Annotated in this window: 26 protein-coding genes and 1 pseudogene; 17 read left to right on the plus strand and 10 right to left on the minus strand. The window is 71.6% G+C overall.

Annotated features, from left to right (window positions below):
• Positions 1–12 precede the first annotated feature (12 nt).
• Complete coding sequence (locus ACIBAG_RS17165) at positions 13–1,005, plus strand: DUF3068 domain-containing protein (protein ID WP_399105766.1); 993 nt, start codon at positions 13–15, stop codon at positions 1,003–1,005.
• On the opposite strand, the gene hrpB is transcribed toward ACIBAG_RS17165, so the two are convergent.
• Positions 995–3,472, minus strand: a complete 2,478-nt coding sequence (gene hrpB / locus ACIBAG_RS17170; protein ID WP_399105768.1) for an ATP-dependent helicase HrpB — start codon at positions 3,470–3,472, stop codon at positions 995–997. The genes ACIBAG_RS17165 and hrpB overlap by 11 nt on opposite strands.
• Before the next feature lie 4 nt (positions 3,473–3,476).
• Positions 3,477–4,337, minus strand: coding sequence for a class I SAM-dependent methyltransferase (locus ACIBAG_RS17175; RefSeq protein ID WP_399106320.1), 861 nt, complete (start codon positions 4,335–4,337; stop codon positions 3,477–3,479).
• Positions 4,338–4,733: 396 nt separating this feature from the next.
• Between ACIBAG_RS17175 and rpsA the strand changes: the two genes are divergently transcribed.
• The 4 genes from rpsA (at position 4,734) to ACIBAG_RS17195 (ending at position 8,556) form a co-directional block, all read left to right on the plus strand.
• Complete coding sequence (rpsA, locus tag ACIBAG_RS17180; protein ID WP_399105770.1) at positions 4,734–6,230, plus strand: 30S ribosomal protein S1; 1,497 nt, start codon at positions 4,734–4,736, stop codon at positions 6,228–6,230.
• Between the two features lie 234 nt (positions 6,231–6,464).
• On the plus strand, positions 6,465–7,403 hold the full coding sequence (locus tag ACIBAG_RS17185; protein ID WP_399105772.1) for a PAC2 family protein: 939 nt from the start codon (positions 6,465–6,467) through the stop codon (positions 7,401–7,403).
• Between the two features lie 65 nt (positions 7,404–7,468).
• Positions 7,469–8,125 (plus strand): dephospho-CoA kinase, encoded by a 657-nt coding sequence (gene coaE / locus ACIBAG_RS17190; protein WP_399105774.1) that lies wholly within the window; start codon positions 7,469–7,471, stop codon positions 8,123–8,125.
• Positions 8,126–8,175: 50 nt separating this feature from the next.
• On the plus strand, positions 8,176–8,556 hold the full coding sequence (locus ACIBAG_RS17195) for a tetratricopeptide repeat protein (protein ID WP_399105776.1): 381 nt from the start codon (positions 8,176–8,178) through the stop codon (positions 8,554–8,556).
• Positions 8,557–8,599: 43 nt separating this feature from the next.
• Here the strand turns inward: ACIBAG_RS17195 and ACIBAG_RS17200 are convergent, their stop codons facing one another.
• Positions 8,600–8,896 (minus strand): DUF6343 family protein, encoded by a 297-nt coding sequence (locus ACIBAG_RS17200; RefSeq protein ID WP_399106322.1) that lies wholly within the window; start codon positions 8,894–8,896, stop codon positions 8,600–8,602.
• 55 nt (positions 8,897–8,951) lie between these two features.
• On the opposite strand from ACIBAG_RS17200, the gene ACIBAG_RS17205 reads away from it, so the two are divergent.
• Both ACIBAG_RS17205 and ACIBAG_RS17210 read left to right on the plus strand, forming a co-directional pair.
• A complete protein-coding gene (locus tag ACIBAG_RS17205) occupies positions 8,952–9,863 on the plus strand; it encodes an acyltransferase domain-containing protein (RefSeq protein ID WP_399105778.1) in 912 nt (303 codons plus the stop codon).
• 86 nt (positions 9,864–9,949) lie between these two features.
• Complete coding sequence (locus tag ACIBAG_RS17210; RefSeq protein ID WP_399105780.1) at positions 9,950–10,396, plus strand: DoxX family protein; 447 nt, start codon at positions 9,950–9,952, stop codon at positions 10,394–10,396.
• Positions 10,397–10,503: 107 nt separating this feature from the next.
• Here ACIBAG_RS17210 and ACIBAG_RS17215 read toward each other — a convergent pair whose 3' ends face one another.
• Positions 10,504–11,070 (minus strand): RNA-binding S4 domain-containing protein, encoded by a 567-nt coding sequence (locus ACIBAG_RS17215; protein ID WP_399105783.1) that lies wholly within the window; start codon positions 11,068–11,070, stop codon positions 10,504–10,506.
• A gap of 110 nt (positions 11,071–11,180) precedes the next feature.
• On the opposite strand from ACIBAG_RS17215, the gene ACIBAG_RS17220 reads away from it, so the two are divergent.
• Together ACIBAG_RS17220 and ACIBAG_RS17225 are read left to right on the plus strand one after the other, a co-directional pair.
• Positions 11,181–11,867, plus strand: coding sequence for a uracil-DNA glycosylase (locus ACIBAG_RS17220; protein ID WP_399105785.1), 687 nt, complete (start codon positions 11,181–11,183; stop codon positions 11,865–11,867).
• Positions 11,868–11,904: 37 nt separating this feature from the next.
• Positions 11,905–12,570: a 1,4-alpha-glucan branching protein gene (locus tag ACIBAG_RS17225; protein ID WP_399105787.1), complete on the plus strand. Its 666-nt coding sequence runs from the start codon at positions 11,905–11,907 to the stop codon at positions 12,568–12,570.
• Between the two features lie 95 nt (positions 12,571–12,665).
• Here ACIBAG_RS17225 and ACIBAG_RS17230 read toward each other — a convergent pair whose 3' ends face one another.
• Positions 12,666–13,340 carry a GntR family transcriptional regulator gene (locus tag ACIBAG_RS17230; protein WP_399105789.1) on the minus strand — a complete coding sequence of 225 codons (675 nt, stop codon included), beginning with the start codon at positions 13,338–13,340 and terminating at the stop codon, positions 12,666–12,668.
• A 169-nt stretch (positions 13,341–13,509) separates the two neighbouring features.
• Here ACIBAG_RS17230 and ACIBAG_RS17235 point away from each other — a divergent pair, with 169 nt between their 5' ends.
• Both ACIBAG_RS17235 and ACIBAG_RS17240 read left to right on the plus strand, forming a co-directional pair.
• Positions 13,510–15,042 carry an NCS1 family nucleobase:cation symporter-1 gene (locus ACIBAG_RS17235; protein ID WP_399105791.1) on the plus strand — a complete coding sequence of 511 codons (1,533 nt, stop codon included), beginning with the start codon at positions 13,510–13,512 and terminating at the stop codon, positions 15,040–15,042.
• 5 nt (positions 15,043–15,047) lie between these two features.
• Positions 15,048–15,773 (plus strand): aspartate/glutamate racemase family protein, encoded by a 726-nt coding sequence (locus ACIBAG_RS17240; RefSeq protein WP_399105793.1) that lies wholly within the window; start codon positions 15,048–15,050, stop codon positions 15,771–15,773.
• On the opposite strand, the gene ACIBAG_RS17245 is transcribed toward ACIBAG_RS17240, so the two are convergent.
• The 3 genes from ACIBAG_RS17245 to ACIBAG_RS17255 form a co-directional block, all read right to left on the minus strand.
• Positions 15,774–16,232, minus strand: coding sequence for a GNAT family N-acetyltransferase (locus tag ACIBAG_RS17245; RefSeq protein ID WP_399105795.1), 459 nt, complete (start codon positions 16,230–16,232; stop codon positions 15,774–15,776).
• Positions 16,229–16,699, minus strand: a complete 471-nt coding sequence (locus ACIBAG_RS17250) for a RidA family protein (protein ID WP_399105797.1) — start codon at positions 16,697–16,699, stop codon at positions 16,229–16,231. Before ACIBAG_RS17250 ends, ACIBAG_RS17245 begins: the two co-directional genes overlap by 4 nt.
• A 162-nt stretch (positions 16,700–16,861) precedes the next feature.
• Complete coding sequence (locus ACIBAG_RS17255) at positions 16,862–17,209, minus strand: hypothetical protein (RefSeq protein ID WP_399105799.1); 348 nt, start codon at positions 17,207–17,209, stop codon at positions 16,862–16,864.
• A gap of 136 nt (positions 17,210–17,345) precedes the next feature.
• Here ACIBAG_RS17255 and ACIBAG_RS17260 point away from each other — a divergent pair, with 136 nt between their 5' ends.
• Positions 17,346–18,140: a nucleotidyltransferase domain-containing protein gene (locus tag ACIBAG_RS17260; protein WP_399105801.1), complete on the plus strand. Its 795-nt coding sequence runs from the start codon at positions 17,346–17,348 to the stop codon at positions 18,138–18,140.
• Between the two features lie 186 nt (positions 18,141–18,326).
• Positions 18,327–19,292, plus strand: coding sequence for a serine/threonine-protein kinase (locus ACIBAG_RS17265; RefSeq protein WP_399106324.1), 966 nt, complete (start codon positions 18,327–18,329; stop codon positions 19,290–19,292).
• Between the two features lie 193 nt (positions 19,293–19,485).
• Here ACIBAG_RS17265 and ACIBAG_RS17270 read toward each other — a convergent pair whose 3' ends face one another.
• The gene (locus ACIBAG_RS17270; RefSeq protein WP_399105803.1) at positions 19,486–19,731 is read right to left on the minus strand and encodes a hypothetical protein; all 246 of its coding nucleotides are present in this window, start codon (positions 19,729–19,731) and stop codon (positions 19,486–19,488) included.
• Here ACIBAG_RS17270 and ACIBAG_RS17275 point away from each other — a divergent pair.
• The gene (locus ACIBAG_RS17275; protein ID WP_399105805.1) at positions 19,730–20,533 is read left to right on the plus strand and encodes a hypothetical protein; all 804 of its coding nucleotides are present in this window, start codon (positions 19,730–19,732) and stop codon (positions 20,531–20,533) included. The genes ACIBAG_RS17270 and ACIBAG_RS17275 overlap by 2 nt on opposite strands.
• Before the next feature lie 490 nt (positions 20,534–21,023).
• Positions 21,024–21,332 (plus strand): annotated as a pseudogene (locus ACIBAG_RS17280) (hypothetical protein); the annotation flags it as partial.
• Here the strand turns inward: ACIBAG_RS17280 and ACIBAG_RS17285 are convergent.
• Positions 21,215–23,656, minus strand: a complete 2,442-nt coding sequence (locus ACIBAG_RS17285) for a SpoIIE family protein phosphatase (protein WP_399105807.1) — start codon at positions 23,654–23,656, stop codon at positions 21,215–21,217. The pseudogene ACIBAG_RS17280 and the gene ACIBAG_RS17285 sit on opposite strands and share 118 nt — an antisense overlap.
• Before the next feature lie 289 nt (positions 23,657–23,945).
• On the opposite strand from ACIBAG_RS17285, the gene ACIBAG_RS17290 reads away from it, so the two are divergent.
• Positions 23,946–24,254, plus strand: a complete 309-nt coding sequence (locus ACIBAG_RS17290) for a response regulator transcription factor (RefSeq protein ID WP_399105810.1) — start codon at positions 23,946–23,948, stop codon at positions 24,252–24,254.
• Between the two features lie 232 nt (positions 24,255–24,486).
• Positions 24,487–26,457: an FUSC family protein gene (locus ACIBAG_RS17295; protein WP_399105812.1), complete on the plus strand. Its 1,971-nt coding sequence runs from the start codon at positions 24,487–24,489 to the stop codon at positions 26,455–26,457.
• Positions 26,458–26,490 lie beyond the last annotated feature (33 nt).

The raw sequence follows: 26,490 nt of genomic DNA on the forward strand, positions 1-26,490 counted from the left end.
AGGGAGGCCGAGATGCGCCGCAAGGCCGGCCTGATCCTGCTCGCCCTCGCCGTGTTCTTCGCGGCCCTGTCCCCGCTGCTGCGCTGGTACGCCTTCCCGCGTCTGGCCAAGATCCCGGCGAACCAGTACCAGGACATGGTCCTGGAGGCGAAGGACGCGACCCTCCTCGACTACGGCACGATGCAGGCCCGAAAAGTCCCCAAGGTCACCATCGTGCAGACCCTCAAGGGCAACGTCGAAGCCTCGGAGAAGATCGAGAGGACGGCGGGCAAGGACGTCGTGGTCTGGGACGGCCTGTCCTATGTCGTCGGCCCCGACGGCAAGATGGTCTCCAGGATCCCCGAGCGCTACATCTTCGACGCCCACACCCAGGAGCCCGTCCACGCCACCGGCGAGATGGTCGACGGCGACCCGGTGCGGCGACAGGGCATCGAGTTCAAGTGGCCTTTCCTGACGGAGAAACGGGACTACGAGTACTTCGACGCCCAGACCCGCACCAGCGCGCCCATCCACTACAAGGGCACCCAGGACTTCCGCGGCGTCGAGGTCTACTACTTCGAGCAGACCATCCCGTGGACCGAGGTGAAATTTCCGAAGACGATGCCGGTCAAGGGCATCACCCCGGAGTCGGTGGCCAAGACCGGCACCACCCGCTGGTACACCACCGTCCGCAAGTTCTGGGTCGAACCCCTCACCGGAGCCCCCGTCTACGGCGAGGAGATCCACAAGGAGGAACTGCGCGGCGGCACCCTGCTCGGCGACCGCGACAAGGTGACGGCGTTCGCCGGCCACGTGAAGATGCGCGAGGACTACATCGACTACACGGTCGACCTCGTCAAGTCCAACCGCACCCTGGTCCTGCTGATGACGTCCTACCTGCCCTGGGGCTTCCTGACCCTGGGCGTGCTGCTCCTCGCCCTGTCCCTCTACCTGGAGGCACGCGGCCGCCGCCCCGGCGATCCCAAGCCCGCGCAGGACACCGAACCGGAACCGGTCACCGCCTGAGCCGGGCGTTGGTGTGCCGGGTCGGCTCGGCGGACGCGGGGTCCTCGGGCCACGGGTGCTTGGGATATCGGCCGCGCAGCTCCGCCCGTACGCCCTTGTAGCCGTCCCTCCAGAAGGAGGCGAGGTCGGCGGTGACGGCGGCCGGGCGCCCGGCGGGGGAGAGGAGATGAACGAGGAGCGGTACCCCGGCGACCGACGGCGACTCGTGCAGTCCGAACATCTCCTGCAACTTCACGGCGAGGACGGGCTGTTCGGGATTGCCGTAGTCGATCCGGATCCTGGACCCACTCGGTACGGCGATCCGCTCCGGAGCGAGCTCGTCCAGCCGCCCCGCGTCCCCCGATGCCCACGGGAGCAGCCGGACCAGCGCCTGACCGGCATCGATCCGCGCCAGGTCGGCCCGCCGCCGGGCGCGGCTCAGCTCCGGCTCCAGCCACTCGTCCACGCGCGCGTGGAGCGCGTCGTCGGACACGTCGGGCCAGGGCTCGCCGAGGTGCAGACGCAGAAACGCGAGCCGCTGCCGCAGTACGGCCGCGTCGGGGGACCAGCGCAACAGGCCGAGCCCTTCCTGCCGTAGGCCTTCGAGGAGGGCATCGCGTACGAGTCCGGGGTCGGCGTCCGTCAGCGGCCGCGCCGCGAGCTCGATCGCCCCGAGCCGCTCGATGCGCCGCGCGACGACGTCCCCGTCGGCCCAGTGCACCTCCTGGCCCTTCCGGTACAGAGAGGCCGCCGCCGACCGGGCCGTGTCCTCGTCCACCACGGCGGCGAGCTGCACACGCGCGTGCCCCTTGCCGACCGGACGGTCCGCGACGGCCACCGCGATCCACGGGGCACCGCGCAGGGGACTGCCGTCACCGAGTTCCGCGCGCGTGCCGGAGGCCATGAGGTACGAACCGCCGTCGGCCCTGGCGACGCGCTCGGGGAAGGCGAGGGCGGCGACGAGGCCCACGGTGCGGTCGTCCACGCTGTGGGCCGGCGCGCTCCTGCCGCCCGCCCGCAACCGCCGCACCTCCGCCCGCCACCGCCCCGCATAGGCGTCACCGCCACGCCGGGCCGTCCGCAGAGCGGCAGCCAGGTCGTCCCCGTACTCCCTCGGGGCCTCCTCGCTGAGCAGCGCGACCACCTCGGCAACCGGACCCGACGTGTCCAGCAGCGCCCGGCCCAACCGGGGATGCAACCCCAGCCGGGCCAGCTCGGCGCCCCGCTCCGTGGCCCGCCCGTCGCGGTCCACCGCCCCGATGGCCGTCAGGACACTCCTCGCCGCCGCCATCGCGCCACCCGGCGGGGCATCCAGCAGAGCCAGCCCGGTGGCCTCCGGGTCGCCCCAGCAGGCCGCCTGCAGCGCGAACGCCGTCAGGTCGGCCACCTTGATCTCCGGCGACGGGAAAAGCGGCAGACGCGCGTCCTCCGCCTCCGCCCAGCAGCGGTACACCGCACCAGGCGCCTCACGCCCGGCCCGCCCCGCCCGCTGCCGCCCGGCCGCCTGCGAGGCCCGTACCGTCGTCAGCGCGCTCAACCCGCGCGCGTGGTCGACGCGAGGCTCCCGCGCCAGCCCCGAGTCGACGACGGCCCGCACACCGGGAACCGTCAGCGACGACTCGGCCACCGACGTCGCCAGCACCACCCGGCGCCGCTCCCCGCCCACCAGCACCGCGTCCTGCACGGCCGCCGGCGCCCGCCCGTGCACCTGGAGCACCTCGACGTCGCCCAGATCCCCGAGCTGCCCGGCCACACGCGCGATCTCACCCACGCCCGGCAGGAAACACAGCACGTCCCCCGCCCGCTCGGCCAGCGCCCGCCGTACCGTCGACGCCACATGCGTCAGCAGCGCCGGGTCGACCCGCATGCCGTGCGGCGGCCGTACGGGGCGCGTGGGCGGCGCCCACACCACCTCCACGGGGTGCGACACCCCCCGCGCCTCGACGACCGGCGCGTCACCCAGCAGGCGCGCCCACCCCTGCGCGTCCGTCGTCGCCGACGCGGCCACCAGCTCCAGCTCCGGCCGCAGCGTCTGCCGTACGTCCCACAGGAACGCCGCCACCGTGTCCGCGTCCAGATGCCGCTCATGGCACTCGTCGAGCACCACCACGTCCACGCCCGCGAGCTCCTGATCGCGCTGCAGCCGTTGCAGCAGCACACCGGTCGTGACGACCTCCACGCGCGCGTGCCGCCCGACGACCCGCTCGCCGCGCACGGTGAAACCGACGCTCTCGCCGACCTTCTCGCCCAGCAGCCACGCCATCCGTCGCGCGGCGGCCCGGGCCGCGATCCGCCGGGGCTCGGCGACGACGACCCGCCGGGCCGGCCCCTCGCCGAGCAGGCCGGCCAGGGCCAGCGGTACCAGAGTCGTCTTGCCGGTGCCGGGCGGCGCCACCAGCACGGCGGTGCCGTGGCCCTCCAGAGCGTCCTTCAGGCCGGGCAGGGCACCGCGTACGGGCAGCGCGTCCAGGGCGTCGTAACGGATCACGCTCTCAGTCTCGTACGCACACGAAGATCGCCGTCCCGGGGATCAGGTTCCCGCGCAGCGGCGACCAGCCGCCCCACTCCGAGGTGTTCCAGGCCGGCCACTCCGGCTCGACCAGGTCCACCAGCCGGAGGCCCGCAGCCACGACGTCCCGCACCCGGTCGCCGAGCGTGCGGTGATGTTCCACGTAGACCGCGTGGCCGTCGTCGTCCTGCTCGACGTACGGCGTGCGGTCGAAGTACGAGGCCGACACGGACAGGCCCTCCGGGCCCGGCTCGTCCGGGAAGGCCCAGCGGATGGGGTGGGTGACCGAGAAGACGAAGCGCCCGCCCGGGCGCAGCACCCGCCGCACCTCGCTCAGCACCAGCACCGGGTCGGCGACGAACGGCAGCGCGCCGTACGCCGAGCACGCCAGGTCGAAGGAGGCATCGGCGAAGGGGAGGGCGCCCGCGTCGGCGCACACCAGGGGGAAGGCGCCCCCGATGCGCAACGCGTGCTGGAGCTGGCGATGCGAGATGTCCAGGGCGACCGGGCGGGCCCCCTGCGCGGCCAGCCAGCGCGAGCACTGCGCCGCGCCCGCGCCGATCTCCAGGACGTCCTTGCCCTTGAGGTCCTCCGGCGGGCCGAGCAGCTCGGCCTCCACCTCGTCCAGGCCCTCCGGACCCCAGACGAAGCGGTCGTCGCCGAGGAAGGTGCCGTGCTCTATCTGGTACTCGTCCGCGTTGCGGTCCCACCAGCCCCGGTTGGCGCGGGAACTCTCCGCGACACCGGCGTCGCGCCGGGTGGCCTCCGGCTCGGCACCGGACTCGGCACCGGACTCGGAGCCGGACTGGGAACCGGACTCGGACGATGTGGGCTCTTGGATGATCGGCTCCCTCGTCGTACTCTTCCGTCACCTCGATGGCATCACCCGCACGGCGGTGTCGCGAAAGGGACGCGCTGCGGCCTGCGTGGCCTCAAGGCTGGTGTGCGGCTGGCGCCGCAAGGGTTTTGTGCCGGTTATGGGGCGATCCGCCCCGGGTGTGCGCCTTCGCGCATTGACCATGTCCGGCTGCCCCCGTATGCTACAAGTTGCGCTGCGGGCCTGCGCACCTCAGACGTAGCAGGCTGCGCTCGCATCTGTTGTATGTCCCCTCGGTTGTCGAGGCGCCACCAGGTTTTCGGAGTGGCGCTTCCTTGGCTGTCCGGCTTCTGCAGAGCGAAACGGGCTCCCGGCGTAAGCAGTACCTACGACTTCAATGTCCGTACCGGAGCCCTTTCCCACATGACGAGCAGCACCGAGACCACCGCCACCACCCCGCAGGTAGCGGTCAACGACATCGGTAACGAGGAAGCCTTCCTCGCAGCGATCGACGAGACGATCAAGTACTTCAACGACGGCGACATCGTCGACGGCGTCATCGTGAAGGTCGACCGGGACGAGGTCCTGCTCGACATCGGTTACAAGACCGAAGGTGTCATCCCGAGCCGCGAGCTCTCGATCAAGCACGACGTCGACCCCAACGAGGTCGTCGCCGTCGGCGACGAGATCGAGGCCCTGGTCCTCCAGAAGGAGGACAAGGAAGGCCGCCTGATCCTCTCGAAGAAGCGCGCCCAGTACGAGCGTGCCTGGGGCACCATCGAGAAGATCAAGGAAGAGGACGGCATCGTCACCGGTACCGTCATCGAGGTCGTCAAGGGTGGTCTCATCCTCGACATCGGCCTCCGTGGCTTCCTCCCGGCCTCCCTGGTCGAGATGCGCCGCGTTCGCGACCTCCAGCCCTACGTGGGCAAGGAGCTCGAGGCCAAGATCATCGAGCTGGACAAGAACCGCAACAACGTGGTCCTGTCCCGCCGTGCCTGGCTGGAGCAGACCCAGTCCGAGGTCCGCCAGACGTTCCTCACCACCCTGCAGAAGGGTCAGGTCCGTTCCGGCGTCGTCTCCTCGATCGTCAACTTCGGTGCCTTCGTGGACCTCGGTGGCGTCGACGGTCTGGTCCACGTCTCCGAGCTGTCCTGGAAGCACATCGACCACCCGTCCGAGGTCGTCGAGGTCGGCCAGGAAGTCACCGTCGAGGTCCTCGACGTCGACATGGACCGCGAGCGTGTCTCCCTGTCGCTGAAGGCGACGCAGGAAGACCCGTGGCAGCAGTTCGCCCGGACCCACCAGATCGGTCAGGTCGTCCCGGGTAAGGTCACCAAGCTGGTTCCGTTCGGTGCGTTCGTCCGCGTGGACGAGGGCATCGAGGGTCTGGTCCACATCTCCGAGCTGGCCGAGCGCCACGTGGAGATCCCGGAGCAGGTCGTCCAGGTCAACGACGAGATCTTCGTCAAGGTCATCGACATCGACCTCGAGCGCCGCCGCATCAGCCTCTCGCTGAAGCAGGCCAACGAGTCCTTCGGTGCCGACCCGGCCTCGGTCGAGTTCGACCCGACCCTGTACGGCATGGCTGCCTCGTACGACGACCAGGGCAACTACATCTACCCCGAGGGCTTCGACCCCGAGACCAACGACTGGCTCGAGGGCTACGAGAAGCAGCGCGAGGAGTGGGAGCGCCAGTACGCCGAGGCGCAGCAGCGCTTCGAGCAGCACCAGCAGCAGGTCATCAAGAGCCGCGAGGCCGACGCCGCCGCTGCCGCCGAGGGCGGCGACGCCGCGGGTGCGGCTCCGGCCGCTGGTGGCGGTTCGTACTCCTCCGAGGGCCCGGACAACTCCGGCGCGCTGGCCTCGGACGAGGCGCTGGCCGCGCTGCGCGAGAAGCTGGCCGGTGGCCAGAGCTGAACGTCGGCCGCTGAGGCTTAGCAGCTGACTGAGGGGCCGTACCTTTCGAGGTGCGGTCCCTCAGGCGTTGGTGCGTTGTCTTTCGGCTGCGGGCCGCTGGGGGCTTGTCGCGCAGTTCCCCGCGCGCCTACAAGAGGACGTTGTCCATCCCGGCGCGATCATGAACCCCTCCTTCGGGAATGCCCCTGCCCGTAAGGGCGTTGTGACGTACGGACACGAGGAGGAGCGGTCACAGTGCTTGATCCGCAGGGTTTGTACGCATGGGAGCCGAAGGGGCTCGCCGTGGTCGACATGGCGCTGGCCCAGGAGTCGGCCGGTCTGGTCATGCTCTACCACTTCGACGGATACATCGACGCGGGTGAGACCGGCGACCAGATCGTCGACCGGCTTCTCGACTCGCTGCCCCACCAGGTCGTCGCCCGTTTCGACCATGACCGGCTGGTGGACTACCGCGCCCGCCGCCCGCTGCTGACGTTCAAGCGCGACCGCTGGAGCGACTACGAGGACCCCGCCATCGAGGTGCGGCTCGTGCAGGACGCCACCGGCGCGCCCTTCCTGCTGCTGTCCGGGCCCGAGCCGGACGTCGAGTGGGAGCGCTTCGCCGGGGCCGTGAAGGAGATCGTGGAGCGGCTCGGGGTGCGCCTGTCGGTGAACTTCCACGGCATTCCCATGGGCGTCCCGCACACCCGCCCGGTCGGCCTCACCCCGCACGGCAACCGCACCGACCTCGTCCCGGGCCACCGCAGCCCCTTCGACGAGGCGCAGGTGCCCGGCAGCGCCGAGTCGCTGATCGAGTACCGGCTGATGGAGGCCGGGCACGACGTGCTCGGTGTCGCCGCGCACGTACCCCACTACATCGCCCGCTCCCCGTACCCGGACGCGGCGCTGACCGTCCTGGAGGCCGTCACCGCGGCCACCGGTCTCGTCCTGCCCGGCATCGCGCACTCCCTGCGTACCGAGGCCCACCGCACGCAGAACGAGATCGACCGCCAGATCCGCGAGGGCGACGAGGAGCTCACGAACCTCGTCGAGGGCCTGGAGCACCAGTACGACGCCGTGGCCGGCGCGGAGACCCGCGGCAACATGCTCGCCGAGCCGGTGGACATCCCGTCGGCGGACGAGATCGGTCGTGAGTTCGAGCGATTCCTGGCGGAGCGGGAGGGCGACGGCTGAGACGCCGGGCCCCGGGGCTGGTCCTGCCGGATGCGCTGTCAGTGGCAGGGCCTAAGCTTTCGGTCATGCTGAAGGTGGGCCTGACCGGCGGCATCGGTGCCGGTAAGAGCGAGGTTTCGCGGCTGCTCGTCGAGTGCGGGGCCGTGCTGATCGACGCGGACCGTATCGCACGCGAGGTCGTCGCTCCCGGCACCGCCGGTCTCGCCGCCGTCGTCGAGGCCTTCGGGGCGGACGTGCTCGCCGGGGACGGCAGCCTGGACCGGCCCAAACTGGGCTCGATCGTCTTCGCCGACCCGGAGCGGCTCGCCGTACTGAACTCGATCGTGCACCCCCTCGTCGGCGCCCGCTCCCGCGAGCTCGAAGAGGGCGCCGCCGACGACGCCGTCGTCGTGCACGACGTCCCGCTCCTCACCGAGAACGGCCTCGCTCCGCTGTACGACGTCGTGGTCGTCGTCGACGCCAGTCCCGAGACCCAGCTCGACCGGCTGGTCCGGCTGCGCGGCATGACCGAGGAGGACGCACGCGCGCGCATGGCCGCGCAGGCGACGCGCGAGAAGCGGCTGGAGATCGCGGACATCGTGATCGACAACGACGTACCGCTGGATGTGCTTCAACGGCGGGTGAAGGACGTCTGGGACGAGCTCGTGCGCCGGGCCCATGGGGAGATACGCGGATCTCACGGGGCACAGGAGAGCCCCCGGTCCCGGTCACCCCAGGAATAGCGGTGAGCCGGTCGCGCGTTGAACTCCTCCAGTGAGGGAAGGACTTTGCCGTGCCCGAGACCAGCGGTTCGACCGGACGTACTCCGGAGACGCATGTCATCGACTTCCGCGCCGCCGAGCAACTGCTCGCCGCGCGGGATCCGCGGGGCGCGGTGAAGCTGCTCGACGGGGTCATCGCCGCGCACCCGGAGAACACCGCCGCCCGGCTGCTGCGTGCGCGTGCCTTCTTCGCCGCCGCCCAACTGCGGCCCGCCGAACTGGAGTTCACGATCGTCCTGGAGCGTGAGCCGGACAACGCCTTCGCGCACTTCGCGCTCGCCCGCACCTACGAGCGCCAGGGCAGACACGACCAGGCCAAGCGGCACTTCCGGCTGGCCGCCGCGCTCGATCCGAACCCGCGCTACCTCAAGGCGGCACGGTTCGACGGGTGAGCGGCGACGGCGGCCGACCGGGACTGACGGCTCTCCGGTGCGCTCAGGGGTAGCGGTCGCGCGGCGGAGGTGGCCGGTACGGGCGGCCCTCGGGCGGGCGGTACGGCGGGATGTCGCGGCCCGGCTGGTAGTGCGGGCCCTGGCGGATGTGCCTGACGACCATGGCCATGTCGATCGTGATCACCAGCCACAGCACACCGCAGGCCACCGCCCAGCCGGGGCGGCCCGCGAGCGCGAACGCTACGGTGCCGAAGGCCGCCCAGGCCACCCCCCACACGCACAGCCAGAAGCGGGCCCGCAGGGCACTGCGCGCTGTCGCAGGTTCACTGCCCGTACGCATCGCCATCACCACTCCTCTCTGAAACGTACTCCTCGTACTCCTCGCAGGGGGCCCAGTGCTGCCGGACACCGATGAACTGGCCGAGGTGCTGCTCGATCTCCAAGTACCCCACGAGGACATCAACGACCTCGTGCGGATGGCCCGACGGGTGACGGACGACCCGGAGCTGCGGCAGTTCCTGGAGCGGTCCGTCGACGAGCTCGTCCGGGGCATGGGGGAGGCCGGCGCGCCCGTCGACCTGCCGGACCTCGACTGGGCGTCGGGCCCCATGCGGCGGTGCTTCCCGGTGTACGTCTTCGTCGCGGCGCTGCCCGCCACGCGCGCGTACCACCGCGAGCGCGGCATCCCGGCCGACGTCTCCCGGCGCACCCTCGCCGATCTCGGCCGGAACATGGCCGTGCACCGCCGGCGGTACGGGGTGGCCGGAGTGCAGTCTCCTCGGTGGCTGATCCATCACTTCCGCGGCGAGCTGTACCAGCTGGGCCGACTGCAGTTCGAGCGGGCGCGGCTCGGGCAGCGGACAGGGAACGGGCTCGCCGCGGCCGGGCTCGACGTGGGGCCGGACTCGCCCTGCCTCAGCCTGCACATACCGGACTTCCGTGGGCCGCTGACGCCTGCCGCCGTGGACCGGTCCCTGGCGCTGGCCCGGGAGTTCTTCCCGCTGCACTTTCCCGAGGAGCGGTACCTGTTGGCGACCTGCCACTCCTGGCTGCTGGACCCGCAGCTCAGGAAATACCTGCCCGGGGACTCCAACATCGTCCGGTTCCAGGAGCGTTTCCGCGTCGGCCGCGAGGACCGCGAGCCCGCCGACACCGAGCCGGTCCAATTCGTGTTCGGCGACCCGGAGTTGCCGATCGAGAGCCTGCCGCGCCGCACGGTGGTGGAGCGGGCCGTGGGGTACCATCTGCGGGCGGGCGGTCACTGGTATGTCGGGCACGGGTGGATGCCGTTCGAACGGAGTGGCTGAAAGTCCTTCGCACGGCGATGAGTTCCGGAGCGAGCCCCGGTCTGCCTCTGTGACAGCACCACGGACCGCTGAACACAGGAGACCCCATGTCCGAGACCACCGCTCCCGTCACCTCCGGCACCGTCATCGCCGAGTCCGCGACCCCGCGCGGCCGCCGGGCCCGTATCGCCCTGCGCGGCCTGCAGATCCTGCTCGCCCTCTTCTACGCGATCGCGAGCGCGCTGCCCAAGCTGATCGGGCACCCGACGGCCGCCGAGGGCTTCGACGAGCTCGGCTGGGGCAGCGCGGGGATGTACACCATCGGCGCGCTCGAACTGGCCGGTGCCGTCGCGCTGTTGATCCCGGTGCTGCAGTCGGTGGCCGCCATGGCGCTGAGCGCGCTGATGGTGGGTGCCTTCGTCGTCACGATCACCGCCTTCGAAGGTGAGAACGCGGCGACACCGCTCATCCTGATAGTGCCGCTCGCCCTGATCGCCTGGGCACGGCGGAGCTCCAACGCGGATCTGCTGCGACTGGTACGACGACGCGCGTGAGCCGACGACATGGGTGGCGTCCGGCCCGGGCCTTCAACGGCCTGCCGGACGCCACCGACGTATGTGCCGGACGCCACCGGGGTATGTCCGGGCGCCACTGACGTACGTCACCGTCCGTGCGGCCGTCCCGCGGCGCCGCCGCCCATGAGGCCGCGCAGCCGTTCCAGCTCGCGCCGGTCCCGCTTGGTCGGCCGGCCCGTGCCGCGGTCGCGGATGCCGGCCGGGGCGACGGCCTCGCGCGGCGGGGGAGGGGGCGAGTTGTCGACGTAGCACTGAACCGCGACCGGTGCGCCGACCCGCTTGCGGATGAGCCGCTTGACGATGACGATCCGCTCCCGGTTCTCCTGGCGCAGACGCACCTCGTCGCCGATGCGCAGGGTGTGCGAGGGCTTCACGTTCTGGCCGTTCACGCGCACATGCCCGCCCTTGCAGGCGGTCGCGCCCAGCGAGCGGGTCTTGACCAGGCGTACGGCCCAGATCCAGCTGTCGATCCGCACGCTCTCGCCGTGCTGCGGACCGGCGGCCTCGGCGGCGGCCACGGCGGCGGCGATCTTCGGGTCGACGGCCTGCTCGGCCCGCACCGTCTCCGACCGCTGTTCCTCGGCCTGCACCGTCTCCGGCCGCCGTTCCTCGGCGGTGCCGCCGGTCCTCGCCTCGTCATCCTCGGAAGCCATGCCTCGACCTTAGTCCCCGTGCGGTGACCTTGAATCCCCGTGCGGTTGCCTCGGTCCCCCTACGGTGGCCTCGATGCCGGTACGGGCCGCGGCGGCCGTACGGTGGAGCTGTGGACGCCCTATCCGATCTCGACCGCAGGATCGCGGGCTGCCGGGCCTGTCCGCGGCTCGTCGACTGGCGAGAGGAGGTGGCCCGCACCAGGCGTGCCGCCTTCGCCGACCAGACGTACTGGGCCCGACCGGTGCCGGGATTCGGTCCGCCGGACGCCCGGCTGCTGATCGTCGGGCTCGCGCCGGCCGCGCACGGCGGCAACCGCACCGGCCGGATGTTCACCGGGGACCGCTCCGGGGACGTGCTGTACCAGGCGCTGTACGACGTGGGCCTCGCCTCGCAGCCCACGTCGGTCGCCGTCGGGGACGGCCTGGAGCTGTACGGCGTCCGCGTCACGGCCCCCGTGCACTGCGCCCCGCCCGCCAACAAACCCACACCGGGTGAGCGGGAGACCTGCCGGCCCTGGCTCGTGCAGGAGCTGAGGCTGCTGCGGCCGACGCTGCGGGCGGTCGTGGCACTCGGCGCCTTCGGCTGGCAGGCGACGCTGCCGGCGTTGGCTGAGGCGGGGTGGCAGGTGCCTCGGCCGCGGCCCGCGTTCGGACACGGGGAGCGGGTCGGGCTGGACGGGCTGGATCTGTTCGGGTGCTTTCACGTCAGCCAGCGCAACACCTTCACCGGCAAGCTCACGCCCGTGATGCTGACGGAGGTGCTGGGTGCGGCGGCGGAGGCGGCCGGGCTGAAATGAGCGGGCGGGGCGGTCGTACGGACGTTACGGTGCCTGGATGGCTGTCATTCACCACACCACTCTCAAGCCCACCAAGCTGGAGCTGCTCACGTCCTGGCTGCCCACCCGCCCCTGGTACGAGGGCGGCCCGGGCGAGCCGGAGTTGACGAAGGCCGGCGGGTTCCGGCTGGACGATCCGGAGGGCGAGGTGGGGATGGAGTTCATGGTGGTCACCGATGCCTCCGGAGCCGCTGCCACCGCCTACCTGGTGCCGCTCACCTATCGCGGCGCACCCCTCGACGGTGCGGAGCATGCCCTCGTCGGCACCATGGAGCACGGCGTGCTGGGGCGGCGCTGGGCCTACGACGGTTGCCATGACCCGGTGCTGGTCGCCCAGCTGACGGCCCTGATCGAGGGGCGGGCCCAGGCCCAGGCGCAGAGCCTCAGCGACACACCCGACCAGGAGGTCAGCCGGTCCTGCACCGGTGACGGCGCCATCCCCCGGGACTTCGCCACCGCCACCGACGACCGGGAGGGTACCGAGCTGTCCGCACCACCGCATGGCGTGACCCTCCGCCTGCACCGCGTCCTGCGCCCCGCCCCGGACGGACCGCTCGCCCTGCCGCCGGGGACGACGGGCCACGTCGCAGGCGCCTGGGACATGCCGGACGGCACCCGGGTACGGGGGGTGTTCGCCGCCCTGCACACCGACGTCCGGCCCTGACCGTCGGGGTCGGTCGTACGGCACGGGGTCGTGAGCCTGCCGAGGGGCGTCTTCCTGCTACTGGGGTTCCGCGCTACTACGGAAGTTCCGCGCGGCTAGGGGGCTTTCTCGGCCTCGGGCTCCCCGAACAACTGCCGTACGGTCGAGCGGTAGTTGGTCTGCACGTGTGCGAGGGCGTGGGCGCGGGCGCGCGACGGGTCGCCGGAGGCGATCGCCTCGTACAACTCGCGGTGCTCGACGAGGAGTTGGGCCCACTCCTCGTTGCGCCGGGTCATCCAGCGCAGCCGGCCGGCGACCGGCTCCAGGGCCTCGATCAGCAGGCTGTTGCCCGCCATGGCCAGGATCCGGTCGTGCAGCCGGCTGTTGACGTCCGTGATCGCCTCCGCGTCCCCCGCCTCGGTGGCGGTGGCCGCCTGGTCGAGGAGTTGCTCGACCTCGGCCAGGTCCTCCGGTGTCGCACGTGAGGCGGCCAGTCCCGCCGCGTACACCTCCAGCGCCTCCCGCAACTCGAAGAGCTCCTTGACATCGGTCGGGGTCAGCCGCCGTACGACCGTGCGGCGCGGCGTCTCGAAGTGGACGAACCCCTCGGCGACCAGCGCGCGGATCGCCTCGCGGACCGGCACCCGGGAAACCCCGAAGCGTTCGGCCAGCTCCCGCTCGACCAGCCGGTCGCCGGGGCGGAGGCGGCCCGCGATGATGTCCTGCCGCAGCCCGGCCAGGACGCGCTCGCGGACGGCGCCCAGAGGTTCGATCTTCGTCGTGGAGCTCATGGGCTCATCTTCGCCGACTCCGGGTGTGTTTTACGGAGCGTTAACAAGAGCGACATCGGTCGGAATGGTTGACGGGAGGACTATGTCCGCAGTTTGGTATACCAAACGTCGCCGATCGTAGGCGGCTCCTCCACAAGCAGTCCTCCGTCCCCTGGCTCCTGGAGGCCCCGTGTCCCTCGCCGACCGTGCCGAAGCCACCGGCACAGCAGCGTTCGTCCCCGATCCCCGGCTCACCAACGAAGACCTCGCGCCCGCGGGCAAGCGCAACTGGAAGGTCTTCGACCTCTTCGCCATGTGGATGTCCGACGTCCACAACCTCGGCAACTACACGTTCGCGGCCGGTCTGCTGGTCCTGGGCATGAATGTGTGGCAGGTCTTCACCTCCCTGCTCGTCGGCTTCGTGCTCATCTACATCGGCATGAACTGGATGGGCAGCATCGGCCAGCGCCACGGCGTCCCGTTCCCCGTGGTCAGCCGCATCAGCTTCGGCGTCTGGGGTGCCAATATCCCGGCGCTGATCAGGGCCGTCATCGCCATCATGTGGTACGGCATCCAGACCTATCTGGCGTCCGTCGCCGTGAACGTGATGCTGCTGGCCGCGTGGCCGGGCCTCGAGTCCTGGACGCACAGCTCCTTCCTGGGGCTGGACGCGCTCGGCTGGGTCTCCTTCATCGCGCTCTGGCTGATCCAGGCGATGATCATCAGCCAGGGCATGGAGTCGGTGCGGAAGTTCCAGGACTTCTGCGGCCCGGCGATCTGGCTGGTGATGATCGCGCTGGCGGTGTGGATCCTCGCCAAGGCCGACTGGACGATCTCGCTCACCACCACCCCGCACCCGGTGTCCGTCGGCGAGCAGTGGCGGCAGTGGTTCGGCGCGATCGGGCTCATCCTCGCCACGTACGGCACGCTGATGCTCAACTTCTGCGACTTCTCGCGCTTCGCGCCCGACTACCGGACCGTCAAGCGCGGCAACTTCTGGGGCCTGCCCATCAACTCCACGGCCTTCGTGGTCGTCTCGGTGATCGTCACGGCCGGCTCGCTGGAGGTGTTCGGCGAGGCCATCACGGACCCGGCGGAGCTGGTGGCCAAGGTCGGCAACACCTGGGTCCTGGTCCTGGCGGCCCTGACCTTCGCGATCGCCACCATGGGCGTCAACATCGTCGCCAACTTCGTCTCACCGGCGTACGACCTGGCCAACGTCTGGCCGCAGAAGATCACTTTCAAGGTCGGGGGCATGATCAGCACGGTGGCGGCGCTGTTGGTGACGCCGTGGAACCTCTTCTCGAACCCGACGGTCGTCAACTACTTCCTGGGCGGCCTGGGCGCCTTCCTCGGTCCGCTGTTCGGCGTGATCATGGTCGACTACTACCTCGTCAAGCGTGGCCGGGTGGATGTGAACGAGCTGTTCTCCGCCGAACCGGGCTCGCGCTACTACTACCGCAAGGGCGTCAACCCCAAGGCGCTGTGGGCGTTCCTGCCGGCGGCGGGGGTCGCGGCGGTGCTGGCTCTGGTGAAGACGTTCAGCGACGTGGCGCCGTACTCGTGGTTCATCGGGACGGCGATGGCGGCGGGTCTGTACATGGTGCTGTGCCGCGGTGAGCGCGCGGAGTCCGCGGGCGAGTCCGTCGGCGAGTCCGCGATCGGGTCCGTCGCCGGCTCCGGCATCGAGCCCGGCCCCGAGTCCGTGGCGCGGGAGGTCTGAAGGACGTGCGGATCGTCGTCACCAACTGCAACACCACGCAGGAGATGACCGAGGAGATCGTGCGAGGTGCCCGGGCCGCAGCAGGCCCGGGCACCACCGTGCTCGGGCTCACCCCGGCGTGGGGACCCGAGTCGGCCGAGGGCTGGCTCGACAGCTACCTCTCGGCGACGGCGGTGATCGACGCGCTGCGGACATACGAGGGTCCCGCGTACGACGCCGTCGTCATGGCCGGTTTCGGGGAGCACGGGCGGGAGGGCGTCCGGGAGCTGGTGGACGTACCGGTCGTCGACATCACGGAGGCGGCGGCGCATCTGGCCTGCCTGCTGGGGCGGCGGTACGGCGTCGTGACCACCCTGGAGCGGTCGTGCGGGCAGATCGAGGACAGCCTGGAGACCGCCGGGGTGGGCCGCAACTGTGTCGCGGTGATCGGTACCGGGCTCGGGGTGCTGGAGCTGGAGTCCGGCGAGCGCACGGAATCCGCGTTCCTGGCGGCCGCCGAGCGGGCGCGGGACGCGGGTGCCGAGGTTCTGGTGCTGGGGTGCGCCGGGATGACCGGGCTGCAGCGGGCGGTGGGGGAGAAGCTGGGAGTGCCGGTCGTCGACGGGGTGGCGGCGGCCGTCAAACTCGCCGAGTCGCTGGTGGCGTTGGGGCTGACGACGAGCCGGGCCGGGGGGTACGCGAAGCCGTTGCCGAAGCGGCGGGAGTGGGGGCGGGGCCCCGAACATAAGTGATCAGGGCTGACCGGGGCGCCACACATAGCGCACATCCGGCTCCCGTTCCTCGTTGCCGCTGCCGTCGGTGTGCTCGACGGCGACGAAGCCGTGTCGCTCGTAGAAGCGGTGGGCCGGCTTGTTGACCTGGAAGGTCCACAGGCTCAGCCCGCCCGGGCGGCGCCGCTTGGCGAGGTCGACGAAGCGGTCGCCGATGCCGCGGCCGCGCCAGTCGGGGTCGAGGTAGAGCTGGGAGAGCGACTCCCCGTCGAGCACCATGACGCCGACGACACGATCGGCGGCCTCGGCCACCCAGGTCTCCCGCAGCAGCACCAGCACCTCCCGGAAATACGTCCGCACCGCGTCGTCCGAGTGCGGCCGGACGACCGTCGGCAGCGCGGCGGCGAACGACCGCAGCCAGACGTCGGCGGCGGCACCGGCATCGGTGGCGGAGGCGCGGCGCAGGGCCACGGCGGTCATGACGGGGAGCCCTCGGCCGGGGCTGGGGCTGGGGCCGGGGCCGGGGAAGCAGCGTTGTCCGCCGGCTTCTCCGGAACCACGGCAGTCGCCGTGATCTCCACCAGCTGCCCCGAGTAACCGAGACAGGCAACCCCGACAAGCGTCGAGGAGTGCGGACCGGTGCTCAGCCCGGACGCCTCCACGACCTCCCACACGGCGGACAGCACCGCCGTCTGGTCACTCACCACGTACACGTCGGTCGAGAGGACATGGGCCAAGTCACTGCCGATCGCCCGCAGTTGCCTCTCCAGGTTGGCGATCACCTGCTCGGCCTGCCGTACGGGGTCGCCCTCTCCCACGAGGTTCCCGTCGGCGTCGAGTGGCACGGACCCGGCGAGGAAGGCGAGCTCGGTGCCGGCCTCGACGACGGTGGCGTGGGAGTAGGTGGGCGGTGGGAAGAGGGCGGGGGAGGTGACGCGGCGGATCATGCGGGCTCCTGGGGGGTGCGGCGGCACGCCGATGGTTGGGCCGGGTACGCGGTGGGCACTCCGCGCACGCGGTACGCCGGTTCGTCGATACGGCGGCGAGGTCGACGGTCAACCCGCCGATCATGCGCGCCCGCACCGCCGCTCGCATCCGAATTTCGGCCCTCAGTCGGAAGTCTCACCCGGCGATGGTCCCCACTCCTGTTCACGCAGCGCCGCGATCCGTGCCGGCATCTCGCGCCGCCTGCGCAGTGCCGCGGCCCGGGCGGCGGCCGACCGTCGGGCGGCAACGGCCGAGGCGGCCCGGAACTCCTCGCTTCGCTCGGCGGCCTCGACGCGCTCGACGCTGTAGAGGCGGGTCTGCGGGGCGGAGCGGAAGTGGGGATGGGAACGCAGCAGGTCGGGATCGCCGAGGAGTTGGCGGATCATCGCGGGTGTCCACCCTCGGGACCGCAGTCCGGCTGAGGAGAGGTGTGTGCGGCTGGTGGGCTGCTGCGGCTCGTGTGTCGGCATCACTGCTTCCCCCGTTGTCGTGACACTGAGTGACGACTTCATTGATAACGCCTGCCACTGACAACGGCCCCGACGGGGTGAGGCCGCCGGGCGCAATCGCGTGGAAGGGCGGCGCAGGGCTACGTACGCTGCACACATGCCGACCCTCGACGATCGTGACTTCCTCAACACCGTCGCCGACCGCCTGGCCTCCCTCCCCACCGTGCGCGCCGTCGCCCTCGGCGGCTCCCGGGCCCAGGGCACGCACAGGCTCGACAGCGACTGGGATCTGGCGGTCTACTACCGGGGCGCCTTCGACCCGGACCAACTCCGCGCGGTCGGCTGGGAAGGCGAGGTCTCCGAGGTCGGCGGCTGGGGCGGCGGTGTCTTCAACGGAGGTGCGTGGCTGACGGTCGACGGGCGACGCGTCGACGTTCATTACCGCGATCTCGACGTGGTCGAGGGGGAGTTGGCGCAGGCGCAGGAGGGACGGTTCCGGGTGGAGCCGTTGCTCTTCCATCTCGCGGGGATTCCCAGCTACTTGGTCGTCGCGGAGCTGGCGATCAACCGGGTGTTGCGGGGCGAACTCCCGCGTCCGGCGGCGTATCCGGAGAAACTGCGCCGCACGGCCGCCGAGCGCTGGTACGGCACCGCCCGAGCCACCCTCACCTACGCCAAGGCCAACCACGTCCCCGCGGGCCGCCTCACCGAACTCGCCGGCGCCCTCGCCACGGCGGCCCTGCAGACCGGACATGCGGTGTTGGCGGCGCGGGGGGAGTGGGTGACGAATGAGAAGCGATTGCTGGAGCGGGCGGGGCTGCGGGGTGTTGACGGTGTCATCGGGTCCCTCGGCGACCGTCGTGACCGTCGTGAGCGGATGAGCGGGGCGGTCGCCGAAGCGGAGGTTCTCTTCGAGCAGGTGATGGAGAGGGCGGCGCCGGGGCGCGCGTGACGCGCGGGCGCCGGGCCTGGGCCCCGGGTGTGGGTGCCGGGCCTGGGTGCGGCCGGAGCGCCGGCGCGGCGGGTGTGGATGTGGCCGGTCGAGCAGGGTCGCAGGACAATTGTGGGTGAACAGGAGATGTGCCGGTTGGCGATGCGCCTGTGGGGCGCCGGTGGCGTGGTGGCCGGTGATGTGCGGATGGGGCATGCGATGAGTGCGGGACTGATCGGGGCGCAGATCGCGGGCTACCAGGTGGAGTGCGAGCTGGGCCGCGGGGGCATGGCCGTGGTGTACCGGGCGCGCGATCTGCGGCTGGAGCGTACGGTCGCGCTGAAGCTGCTGACCCCGGACATGGTCCGCAACGACACTTTCCGCCGCCGTTTCGCGCACGAGCAGCGTGTCGCTGCGGCGCTCGACCATCCGCACGTCGTGCCGATCTTCGAGGCCGGCGAGACGGACGGTGTCCTGTACATCGCCATGCGGTACGTCCCCGGACCGGACCTACGTGCCCTGCTCGACCGGGACGGCGCCCTGCAGGTCGACACCGCGCTGCGCATCGCCGCACAGGTCGCGTCCGCCCTGGACGCGGCTCATGAGCATGATCTGGTGCACCGGGACGTCAAGCCCGGCAACGTGCTGCTGGCCAGGGGTACGGACAGCGACCACCCCGAGCATGTCTATCTCACGGACTTCGGGCTGACGAAGAAGTCGCTGTCGCTGACGGGGTTCACGTCCGTGGGTGAGTTCGTCGGCACGCTCGATTATGTGGCGCCGGAGCAGATCGCGGGCCGTCCCGTGGATGGCAGGTGCGATCTCTACAGCCTCGCCTGTCTCGTCTACGAAACCCTCGCCGGCGGGCCGCCCTTCCAGCGGGAGGACAGCATGGAGCTGCTGTGGGCCCACCAGTACGACCAGCCGCCCGCCCTGAGTGAGCGGCGGCCCGGTACCCCGCCGGCGTTGGACGCGGTTGTGGAGCGGGCCCTGGCCAAGGTTCCGGAAGATCGATTCGACTCCTGTCTGGAGTTCGCGGCGGCGTTGCGCGCCGCGGTGCAGGATGCCCGGCCGACCGCACATCCGCCGACCCAGGTGGACCGGACGGTCGGGCTGCCTCTTGACCCGCCCTCGTGGGCCCGGCCGGTCTTTGTCCGCCGGCTCGGTCACTGATCGGTCGCTGAGTGCGGACGTGTGGCGTCGGTGGCTGTCGGGACCGTCAACTCGGCGCCTACGGCGGCTGGTTGGCGTGTGCCGTCATCGCTCTGCCCGCATGGCGGCCCATTGCCCCCGTGGGGCTACGCGACGGCTTCGGGTCTGTCAAGTCCCGAACCCTCGGAACGTGACCTGACCGGACGATTCCCGCCTACTGGAAGTGCAAGGCCTCACCGGGACAAACCGGATGAAGCGAGGCATCGGGGCACGGATCAGTGCCTTCCACTTCAGGAGGAATCGTGAACACTACGACCCGCACTCGTGAGGACAGCCGTTCCAAGCGTCGACTGACCCTGGCCGCCGCGGCGGCATCGGCGGCGGTCGTCGCCGGAGGCATCATCCTGCCGGCCACCACCGCGGTGGCGGCCCCGATGCCCGAGACGTCGACGGTGGTCATGGAGTCCGACCACAAGGGCAAGGGAAAGGGAAAGGGAAAGGGCAAGGGAAAGGGCAAGGACAAGGACAAGGACAAGGACCAGTGCTGGGGTGAGTGGCACAAGAAGAACAAGGGCAAGAAGCACGACGAGAAGTACTCCTGCTGGGCCTTCGGCAAGAAGTTCTACTGGGAAGAGAAGTACGAAATCTATTACGTGGTGATAAAGCACCACAAGACGTACTTCTGGGAGAGCTGCAAGGACTACTACTTCTTCGAGAAGCACCGGAACGACGACTTCTGGAAGAACAAGTGGAAGGACCATGACTTCTGGGAGGACAAGGACCACTGGAAGGACGAGCACTGGGTCGAGGAGCACCACGAGGAGGTCGAGGAGAAGCCGGAGCCGCCGGCGGAGGAGCCTGCCGAGGAGCCGGCGGAGGAGCCCGCTGAGGAGCCGGCGGAGGAGCCCGCTGAGGAGCCGGCGGAGGAGCCTGCCGAGGAGCCGGCGGAGGAGCCGGCGGAGGAGCCGGCGGAGGAGCCGGCGGAGGAGCCGGCGGAGGAGCCCGCTGAGGAGCCGGCGGAGGAGCCTGCCGAGGAGCCGGCGGAGGAGCCCGCTGAGGAGCCGGCCGAGGAGCCGGCCGAGGAGCCCGCTGAGGAGCCGGCCGAGGAGCCCGCTGAGGAGCCGGCTCAGGAGGCACCGGCCGAGGAAGTGCCGGCTGAGGAGGTCCCGGCCGAGGAAGTGCCGGCCGAGGAAGTGCCGGCCGAGGAGGCCCCGGCCGAGGAAGTGCCGGCTGAGGAGGTCCCGGCTGACGAGGCCCTCTAAGGGGTGGATGGCGAGAGCGGGAGGCGACGGGGAGGCCGTCACCCGCTCTTGTCGATGGAAACCGAACGGCGGGCCAAGACGCCCACTGAGACGGGGTGAAAGCCGTAGCGGCCTTCACCCCGTCTCCTCTTTCCACTGCACCGAGTGGCCCGGAATCCGGCCCTTGGATCGGCCCCGCGAATTCGCCCCCCGAACCCCGACTTCGAATCCCCCGACTTCGTATCCCCCGACTTCGTATCCCCCGAATTCGAATCCCCCGAAAGGAATCGGCGCTCATGTCCACCCAGCTCTGGCAGCGGTGCTTTGCCCAGACGGCACACCCGCGCACGATCGCCCCCAGCGAGGCCCGCACCCCCAACCCGCCCCGACCGGGCAGGTGGGGCGGTTCGTCGGCTCGGGCAGCACGCGGGGCCCTCCGGCCCGCTGACCGGCGTAAACGAGGTGCCGCAGCGATGTCGCCAGCCCTCCGGCCGCCCCGCGAGCGGGCACCGCCCTCCTCGCCGACGGCAGCGGTATGCCGCGGGTGCGCTGCGCCCGCGGCATACCGCTGCCGTCGACGCCAGGGCACACATGGAGCGCCGCGCAGCCGGCCTCTTCGTATGCACAGGGGGCACACGTCGAGCCAAGGCCCCGGCGCCCACGCCTGGAGCGCCTCTCAGCCCAAGTAGGGAATTGCCCGAATCAGCCCGGCGTGAGGAACTGCTCGGCCCAGACGGTCTTGCCCGTGGCCTCGTGTCGGGTGCCCCAGCGCTGGGCGAGCTGGGCGACGAGCAGCAGGCCCCGTCCTCCCTCGTCGTAGATCCGCGCCCGGCGCAGGTGGGGGGCGGTGCTGCTGGAGTCGAAGACCTCGCAGATGAGGGTGCGGCCCTCATGGATCAACCGCAGCCGGACGGGCTCGCGGCCATAACGCAGGGCGTTGGTGACCAGTTCGCTCACGACGAGTTCGGTGACGAACCCGGCCTCCTCCAGGTGCCAGGCGGCCAGCTGGTCGGCGGCGAGTCGGCGCGCCCGGGCGACGACCGTGGGATCGAAGGTCAGCTCCCAGGTGGCGACCCGGTCGGCGCCGAGACAGCGGGTGCGGGCGACGAGCAGGGCGACGTCGTCGTCCGGCGGATGGGTCAGCATGGCGGCGAGGAGCCGGTCGCAGACGGCGTCCGGCGTCGAGGCGGGGCGGGCGAGGGTGGCGAACATCTTGTCCAGGGCCTCGTCGATGTCATGGTCGCGCGCTTCGAGCAGACCGTCGGTGTACAGGGCGATCAGGCTGCCCTCGGCCAGTTCGACCTCGACGGTCTCGAACGGCAGGCCGCCCAGGCCCAGGGGCGGGCCGGGTGGTACGTCGAGGAAACGTACGGTTCCGTCGGGGGCGACCGCGGCGGGCGGGGGGTGGCCGGCCCGGGCCAGCGTCAGGTGTCGGGAGATGGGGTCGTAGACCGCGTACAGGCAGGTGGTGCCGATGCCCGCGGCGCCCTGCGCGGCCTCCTGCGGCCCGGCCTCCTCGGCGGACAGGTGCACCACGAGGTCGTCGAGGTGGGTCAGCAGTTCGTCGGGCGGCAGATCGACATCGGCCAGGGTGCGCACCGCCGTACGCACCCTGCCCATGGTCGCGGACGCGCGTATGCCGTGACCGACCACGTCACCCACCACCAGCGCCACTCGGGAGCCCGACAGCGGGATCACATCGAACCAGTCGCCGCCCACCCCCGCCCGGCCACCGGCCGGCAGGTAACGGGTGGCGACGTCCAGGGCCTGCTGATCGGAGAGCGTCTGCGGCAGCAGACTGCGCTGCAGGGTCACGGTCGTGGTGTGCTCCCGGCCGCGGTGCCGGGCCCGGTCGATGCCCTCGGCCGCCGTACCCGCCAACTGCTCGCCCAGCCACAGGTCGTCCGCGTCGAAGGGCTCCCGGCGCCGGTGCCGGCCCAGCAGCAGCGCACCGAGCATGCCGCTGCGGGCGCGCAACGGCACCACCATCACCGAATGCACCCCCGTCCGGCCGATCCAGGCGGCCTGCGGATCCTCGTCCGCCCACCGGGCGATGGCCGGCTCGCCCACCCCGTACACCGCCGCCCGCCCCTCGGTCAGGCACCGGGCCACCGGTGAGACGGCCGGGTAGCGCACCGACTCGCCCGCCGTGACAGCAGCGCCGGCGTCGCCGAGGACGGACCGCACCGCGACACGGCTCAAGCGCACGCGCCCCGCCGAGCCGCCCGGCGGCACGGTGGCCGCCCCGCCGCCGTGCCAGAAGTGGTCGAGCATCTCGACGACGGCGAAGTCCGCCACGGCGGGCACGACGACCTCGGTCAGTTCCTGCGCCGTGCGCTCGGCGTCCTCGGTGGTGCCGATCCGGGCCTGGCCCTGCAGCAGCATCCGCTGCCGGGCCGGAAGCGCCCTTGCCGCGGGGTGCGCCACCAGACACACCCCGCGGACCCGGCCGTCCGCGTCCTTCAGCGGAGCCAGCGAAGCCGGCCAGCCGCCCTCGGCGCCCACGCCTCCCGGACCGATCAGATCCGCGACATGCTGTACTTCGCCCCCCTCCAGCACCAGCCGCATCGCCGCCTGGGCGCGATCACTCGACGGATGCGGCGCGAGCTCCGTCAGCCGCCACCCGCGCATCTCCTCCTCGCTCAGCGACAGCGCGCCTTCCAGAGCGGCATTCGCCCCCACCAGTCGCATATCGAGATCGAAGACCCCGACGATGGAGGGCAACTGGCGCAACACCCATTCCCCGAACACCCCGTCCCCCTGCAGTACCTCCCCCGGCATTGATGACGGCCCGTCGGCCGTTCTCGCCACCACCAGCCACTCGGCCGCCGCGCTCCCGGAAACCAGCCGGTGTGCCAGCAGCCGTTGCAGCAGGCGCCTGCCGTCCCGGTGCCGCAGCACCGCCGTGCCGCTCCACCCCCGGCCGCCCGCCGCGACCCGCCGCGCCCGCTCCCCGACGTCACCGTCCAGCAGCCGCGCCGCCGGATGCCCCACCACCTCCGCGGGTTCATAGCCGAGAAGCCGGCCGGCGCCCTCGCTCCACCCCGTCACGATGCCCCGCTCGTCCACCGTGGCAGTGCACGCCGTCTGAGGCGCGGCATCCGCCCGTGCCCACTCGCCGGAAGGGGAGGAAGGTCGCGCCATCACCGCTCCTCTGGCCGTTCACGTACCTGCGGCATCCCCTAACCAGCGTGATCCCGCGGCGCGCCAACCACCAACCGGAAACCCCCACCCCTGCCCGGACCAGGCCCGACGGCGGACGACACAGGGGCGCGGCTCGGCCTGTGACACGCCTGTGACAACGGGCGGACGTGGCGATGACGTTCTCCCGACATCGTCTTTACAAGGGACAAACAGCAAGTAATCGGGCATTCTCTTCAGCTTTCAAGGGTGCGAGCGGAGACGACCGAGCCGACCGCCGGAGAACACCCCCATGAACCTCATCGCCACCCCCGCCGAGACCGCCACGACCGGGACCGCCGCGAACGGGATCGCCATGACCGGGATCGCCATGACCGAGACCGCCACCACCGAGACCGCCACCACCGAGACCGCCACGCTCACCCCCCGCGAACAGGAGACCCTGAGCCACATCGCCTCGGGCCAGACCTACCTCCAGACCGCTCGCCACATGGGGCTCTCCCAGCACACCGTCGACGCCTACCTCCGCCGCATCCGAGCCAAGTTCCAGGTCAACACCACCGCGGAGCTCACCCGTCTCGCCATCGCCCTGGGCCTGTGAACCGCGCGATCCGACATCTCCGAGCGACGGCGGCGGAGGCCCCGGAGCGATTGCGTTCATAAAGAACGTGGCTCTGCCAAGCATCGTCACATCCTCGAAATACGGCCGTCCCATCCCCTCCAGGACCCCGCCCTACCGTGGACACCACGGGCCGTAGCCGATACGGCCCCCCCACCGCCCGGCCACCGTCGCCCGAAGGCGCCCGCCCCGCCCTCGTCCTGACAGGAGCCCTGTGTCCCGCCCCGCGGCACCGACGTACACCCTTCCGCCCTGGCTGGCCCACGCACTGCGCGCCCAACGCGGCCCGGTCCCCTGGAGCGCCGTCACCCGAGGGGCGCTGGCCGCCGGGCCGCTCCTCCTCGCCGCCGTCCTCGCCGGCCGCGTCTCCCTGGGCGTCGTCGCGGCCATCGCCGCCATGCTCGCCGGCATCAACGACCGCCCCGGCAGCCGCCGTGCCTCCGTCAAGCGGCTCGGGATGCCCGCGCTGGCAGGGGCGGCCGGCATGTTCGTCGGGACATACGCCGGGGACCACGTCGGGGCGGTTCCGCTCACTCTTCTCCTGACCGGCCTCGGCCTCGTCGCCGGCGGCATCAGTGCCGTCGGAACGGTGGCGTCCGCCGCCGGTACGCAGCTTCTCGTCGCGGCCGCCATCGGGGCCGGGATGCCGTTGCCCGAGAGCGGGTGGCAGCGGGCGCTCGCCTACCTCGCCGGTGCCGCCTGGCTGCTCGCGTTGCGGCTCGCGCTCCCCACGCCCGGCTCCCTCGCCGGAGACTTCCGGTTCGACGGGGAACGGGATGCCGTGGCAGGGGTCTACGACGCCGTCGCCGAGCTGCTCGACGCCGCGGGGACCGACCGTGCCGCCGCCCGCCGCGCCGCCCTCACCGCCGCCCTCGACCACGCGCAGGACGCCCTCACCGGGCCCCGGCTGCGGCGGTACGCCTCCTCGTCCGCCGAGCGGAGGCTGCACGCGCAGTACGCCGCGGCGTTGCCGCTCGCCGAGGCCGCCACCGCGCTCGCCTGGACCGGGGAGGCCGTATCCGCCCGCGCCTCCGAGGGCCTACGGCGCCTCGCCGCCGCCGTACGCGACAACACGCACACCGGGCCTCTCCCCGCCCCCTCCCGTTCCGCACCCGCACTGCGCGCCCTCGACGACGCACTGCTGCAGGCCGCCGAGGCCTTCGACCGGGGCAAGGGCAACCGCGATCTGCACACCCGGCGCCGTACGGCAAGGGACCTCCTCCGGTCGGTGTTCGGGCCCGGCGGACGGGAGTACGGGCTGCGTGTCGCCCTCTGCTTCGGTGCCAGCGCCGGTATCGCCCAGGCCCTGCACCACGCCCGGTGGTACGGGGAGCACGAGCACTGGTACTGGCTTCCCGCCACCGCGGTCTTCCTCGTCAAGCCCGACCTCGGGCCCCTCGTGTCCCGGGTGCTGTGCCGGGCCGCGGGCACCGTGCTGGGAGCCCTGCTGTTCGCCGGGTTCGCGGCGGTGCTGCCCCGGCCGGAAGGGCTCATCGCGCTGGTGGCCCTCAGCGGCGCCCTCATTCCCGTGGCCACCCGCCACTTCGCCGCCCAGACCACCGTCGTGACCGTCCTCGTGCTGGCACTGGTGATGGTCGGCGGCGAGCCGCAGGCCTCCGTGAGCCGGATCGGGGAGACACTGCTTGCCTGCGCGATCGTGCTCGTCGCGGGTCACCTGCCGATGCCGGGGCAGCGGGGCGGCGGCGTACGGGCTCGGCTGGGCGCGGCGAGCCGGGCCGCGCACGCCTACCTCGCGCATGTGATGGGGGAATGCGATGCCGGGGTCGGCTCCGACACCCGTGTCGAGAGGGATGCCGAATCCCGCGCCGGACACGGCGACCACCCTGACTACGGCGCCAAGAGCCACCCGGCCGCCTCCGCCGACCGCGCCCGTCGCTGGACCCTCCGCCGCGAGGCCTACCGTGCGCTCGCCGAGGCCCGTACCGCCGTCGCCCTCGCCTCCGCCGAACTGCCCGCGCTGGCCCGGCACGCGGAGGGCGCGCACGAACTCGCCGACGCCCTCGAGCGGCTCGTCGACACCACCACCGCATGCGCCGTCCACCTCGACGACACCGGTCGGCTCACGCCCCACCACACCCGGCGCCTCGCTGAACTCCTCGACGAACTGGCCGCGGGGCGACAGCGAATGGGCCTGCACGAGCCGAAGCTGCCCGTCGCCGTGTGAGCCACGGCCTGCGCCTCGGACGCCGCGCCTCAG

This window comes from Streptomyces sp. NPDC051243, from assembly GCF_044455405.1.
GTDB lineage: Bacteria > Actinomycetota > Actinomycetes > Streptomycetales > Streptomycetaceae > Streptomyces.

Excerpts from the sequence above, each read along its gene's own strand:
- ACIBAG_RS17165 (WP_399105766.1), top strand. The coding sequence starts at position 13 with ATGCGCCGCAAGGCCGGCCTGATCCTGCTCGCCCTCGCCGTGTTCTTC.
- rpsA (WP_399105770.1), top strand. The coding sequence starts at position 4,734 with ATGACGAGCAGCACCGAGACCACCGCCACCACCCCGCAGGTAGCGGTC.
- coaE (WP_399105774.1), top strand. The coding sequence starts at position 7,469 with ATGCTGAAGGTGGGCCTGACCGGCGGCATCGGTGCCGGTAAGAGCGAG.
- ACIBAG_RS17200 (WP_399106322.1), bottom strand. The coding sequence starts at position 8,896 with ATGCGTACGGGCAGTGAACCTGCGACAGCGCGCAGTGCCCTGCGGGCC.
- ACIBAG_RS17210 (WP_399105780.1), top strand. The coding sequence starts at position 9,950 with ATGTCCGAGACCACCGCTCCCGTCACCTCCGGCACCGTCATCGCCGAG.
- ACIBAG_RS17215 (WP_399105783.1), bottom strand. The coding sequence starts at position 11,070 with ATGGCTTCCGAGGATGACGAGGCGAGGACCGGCGGCACCGCCGAGGAA.
- ACIBAG_RS17225 (WP_399105787.1), top strand. The coding sequence starts at position 11,905 with ATGGCTGTCATTCACCACACCACTCTCAAGCCCACCAAGCTGGAGCTG.
- ACIBAG_RS17230 (WP_399105789.1), bottom strand. The coding sequence starts at position 13,340 with ATGAGCTCCACGACGAAGATCGAACCTCTGGGCGCCGTCCGCGAGCGC.
- ACIBAG_RS17245 (WP_399105795.1), bottom strand. The coding sequence starts at position 16,232 with ATGACCGCCGTGGCCCTGCGCCGCGCCTCCGCCACCGATGCCGGTGCC.
- ACIBAG_RS17250 (WP_399105797.1), bottom strand. The coding sequence starts at position 16,699 with ATGATCCGCCGCGTCACCTCCCCCGCCCTCTTCCCACCGCCCACCTAC.
- ACIBAG_RS17255 (WP_399105799.1), bottom strand. The coding sequence starts at position 17,209 with ATGCCGACACACGAGCCGCAGCAGCCCACCAGCCGCACACACCTCTCC.
- ACIBAG_RS17260 (WP_399105801.1), top strand. The coding sequence starts at position 17,346 with ATGCCGACCCTCGACGATCGTGACTTCCTCAACACCGTCGCCGACCGC.
- ACIBAG_RS17265 (WP_399106324.1), top strand. The coding sequence starts at position 18,327 with ATGGGGCATGCGATGAGTGCGGGACTGATCGGGGCGCAGATCGCGGGC.
- ACIBAG_RS17275 (WP_399105805.1), top strand. The coding sequence starts at position 19,730 with ATGGAGTCCGACCACAAGGGCAAGGGAAAGGGAAAGGGAAAGGGCAAG.
- ACIBAG_RS17270 (WP_399105803.1), bottom strand. The coding sequence starts at position 19,731 with ATGACCACCGTCGACGTCTCGGGCATCGGGGCCGCCACCGCGGTGGTG.
- ACIBAG_RS17285 (WP_399105807.1), bottom strand. The coding sequence starts at position 23,656 with ATGGCGCGACCTTCCTCCCCTTCCGGCGAGTGGGCACGGGCGGATGCC.
- ACIBAG_RS17290 (WP_399105810.1), top strand. The coding sequence starts at position 23,946 with ATGAACCTCATCGCCACCCCCGCCGAGACCGCCACGACCGGGACCGCC.